Genomic DNA, 3,173 nt, shown 5'->3' with positions numbered 1-3,173 from the left:
GACAGGGTGGGGTGGGGGAAGCGGGCGGCTGCCGCGCGGATCGGACCCTCGGTCCTTTTGCGCAGGGCAGAGCGCATGTAAGAATCTCCCTCGGTGTTGCCACGCTGAGACGCCCCGTGGAAGGGATCAGCGCGGTGATGATGGCGATCTCCGCCCTTGCCGGGGCGGTTCAGCCGTGAAGCGTTCGGCGTTCGGGAGTTGCCGCTCCCGGGCGCCGTCGCTGTGTGCGGGGTCCTATGAGGTCAGGGGTGGCGTGGGCTGCTCCTTGTGTTCGTCCTGCCGGCCGGGCTGCCCCGGCGACGACGAACATACGCACGCACTCCCGACAAGATCCAGAGTTGGTTCAACAACTCGGTACAAGTCATAAGAGCGGGGACGTCGTTACCGCAGGCGCAAGCGTGCCGGAGCCGGACCGGTCGGCATCGTGCCGGGATACCTCGCCCGGCCGGCTGGGGGAGGGACTCGCCTCGTGCGCCCGTCCTGTCGGCCGGAGCGCTCGTTGGGCCGGCATCCCGTCTCCTCCGTGTTCTTCGGGTCCGGGGTACGGCAAGGCCGACCCCGCGCTGTTTCCGCTTGTGGACAGCGCTGAGTGATCGTAAGCCGACAACAGCGCTCCGTGTCAACGGGAGAGGACGCTGGGGTGGGAGGGCTCGTGTATCGTCCACACCTGTGAACGCCGCAGGAGGTGGGCGCGTGATCCTTGGCGAAGGGAGGTCAACCGATGGGTGACGAGGTGAGCGAGGAGGGGCGGATCCTCGCGGAGAAGGTTGACCGCCTCTTCCAGGTGATCCACCCCGCGGGGCGCGGCCCGTACTCCCTGCGCGAGGTGGCCCAGGGGATCGCCGACAGGGGAGGCCCGACCATGTCGGCGAGCTTCCTCCACCAGCTGCGAAAAGGGCAGCGGGACAACCCCGGCATCAAGTACCTCAAGGCTCTCGCGGATTTCTTCGGCGTCCCTCCCTCCTACTTCTTCGACGAGGAGGAAGGGCGGCGCGTGGACACGGAGTTGTCGCTGCTGGAGTCCATGCGCGACAGCCAGGTGCGCTCCGTGGCGCTGCGGGCTTCGGGGCTTTCTCCGGAGACCCTGCGGACCGTGCAGGCGATCATCGAGCGCGCCCGCGAGCTCGAAGGGCTGAACAAGAACGAGCAGCCCCGCGAGGGTGCGTGATCACGATGCGACAGGCTTTCCCGATCCCCGCACCGGAGGGTGCTTCGTACTCCATCGACGCCATGTCCGGTGACCGAGCCGGCGCCCTGTGCGTTGTCGCGTTACCGAAGCCGGACGGGCAGCGCTCCTGGCTGCCCCGAATGTCGATGATGAAGTCCGAAGATCTACGGCTGGCCGCGTGGTGCATGAAATGGTGCGCCATTCGGAAAAGATGATGCAAGATCCGGGAGAGAAACGTTGCGTCTGTTTCGACGGCTCCGGGCGCCCTTCTTCCGGCGTCGCCTTCAGGGGAACCCCGATCCTCTGATCGGAATCGAAATTCCCATACCCTTCGATGTCGATAAATTCCTCGACGCGGTCGAGAAACATCGTGGACGACCCGTGTTCGTGCAGCCGATCGAGGGAATCAAGGGCAGGGACAACGAGCTGTGCGGGCTGTGGGTGGAACTCGACAGCGCCGACTACATCTTCCACGAGGCATCGACCTCTCCGCTGCACCGGGACCACATCGTCCTGCACGAGATCAGTCACATGCTGCTCGGGCACAACGTCACCGACGGCAGGGGTCCCGGGGTGGACCTCAAGAACCTCTTCACCACCATCGACCCCCGCACCGTCCGCGCCGTATTGGGGCGGGCCAACTTCAGTAACGCCCGAGAGCGGGAAGCCGAACTCCTCGCCACCCGTATAGCCAAGATGGCCGACCTGCGGCCCGTAGCGGGCACTCGCGCCCCCGAACTCGATCGTCTCGACGCGGCATTGCGGGGTGAGAGCGACCGATGAGGTCCTTCGAATTGGTCATGGCGATCCTTCTGTGGATCACCACCGCGTGGCGTGCCGTCAAGGTGTGGGGAAAGGGACACGACCGAGCTCTCTGGTGGACGTTCTTCGGCCTGGCCGTGATGATGACGTTGCGTCTACCGGCAGGGCGGGCTCTCGATCAACTGACCGGCATCGTCGACCTCTCCTACCTGCTCAAACACCTCTCCGGCGGAGTGCTTTCGGCGGCTGCCCTACTGGCGTTCCTGCGCAAGGTCTCCGGCCAGCAGGACGGCAGCCCCGCGGTGAAACGACTGCGCGTCATCCTTCCCCTCGCCACGGCAGCCATCATGTCGACGCTCTTCTTCGCGAAGCTCCAGCCCTACGAGACCAGGGCGATATTCCAGGACCCCGCCGCCCGGATGGCACTCCTCGCCTACACGACGGTCTTTCTCGGCTTCCTCACCCTTTCCCTGCTGGCCGGTACGCGGGTCTGTCTGCGCTGGAGCCGCAAGGCCGACGGACGAGCCCTCGGCTGGGGACTCGGGACCATCGGCGCCGGTATGGCAGCGGGAGTGGCCTACGCCCTGGTCCGTATCGCGGCTCTCATCGCGCACATGACCGGGGACGGGATCCTTCCCGGAGATCTCGACGACCGGGTGAGCACCTACCTGCTCATGACCGCGCTCCTTCTCATCGTGGTGGGCAGCACGCTCCCCGTCCTCGGAAAGCTGCGCACCTGGGGGAAGAGGAGACGGGCGTTGCTCGCTCTGCGTCCCTTGTGGCTCGACCTCACCCGTGCCGCCCCGGCCGTGCGACTCGATTCCCCACGCGGCCCGACCGCCGACCGGCTCGACCCCCGCGACATGCTCGGCCGCCTCTACCGCCGCACCATCGAGATCCGCGACGCCGCCCTGGTGCTCGGTGACCACGCGCCCGCCGACCTCCGGGAGCGAGCCCGGCGACATGTCGAGGCCCGAGGGCTCACCGGGGCACGGGCCGCCGTCGCCGCCGAAGCCTGCTGGCTCCTCGCGGCCCGCCGCGCCAAACTGCGCGGCGAGGCCCCGCAGGCGAGCCGTGACCACCCACCGGTCGAAGGCGGCCGGGACCTGCTCGGGGAGATCTCTGTGCTCACCCGCCTGTCCGACGCCTACCACTCCGATCTCGCCCACGAATTCGCGGACACCTGCGACCGCCTACCGGAGCCCCAGCCATGAGCACCTTCACCCCACCACCGACCCCCACC

At 67.3% G+C, this 3,173-nt stretch carries 3 protein-coding genes; all 3 read left to right on the top strand.

Annotation, left to right across the window (positions count from 1 at the left end; all coding sequences use genetic code 11):
- Positions 1-721: 721 nt before the first annotated feature.
- Positions 722-1,168: a helix-turn-helix domain-containing protein gene (locus FNQ90_RS17475; protein WP_182607241.1), complete on the top strand. Its 447-nt coding sequence runs from the start codon at positions 722-724 to the stop codon at positions 1,166-1,168.
- A gap of 381 nt (positions 1,169-1,549) precedes the next feature.
- Positions 1,550-1,951, top strand: a complete 402-nt coding sequence (locus FNQ90_RS17470; RefSeq protein WP_182607240.1) for a hypothetical protein — start codon at positions 1,550-1,552, stop codon at positions 1,949-1,951.
- Positions 1,948-3,144, top strand: a complete 1,197-nt coding sequence (locus tag FNQ90_RS17465) for an MAB_1171c family putative transporter (protein ID WP_182607239.1) — start codon at positions 1,948-1,950, stop codon at positions 3,142-3,144. Before FNQ90_RS17470 ends, FNQ90_RS17465 begins: the two co-directional genes overlap by 4 nt.
- Positions 3,145-3,173 lie beyond the last annotated feature (29 nt).

Origin of the sequence: Streptomyces alkaliphilus, from assembly GCF_014141535.1 — a bacterium.
Lineage (GTDB): Bacteria > Actinomycetota > Actinomycetes > Streptomycetales > Streptomycetaceae > Streptomyces > Streptomyces alkaliphilus.
The sequence above is the reverse complement of the archived record's forward strand: the minus strand, read 5'-3'. Positions and strand labels throughout refer to the sequence as shown.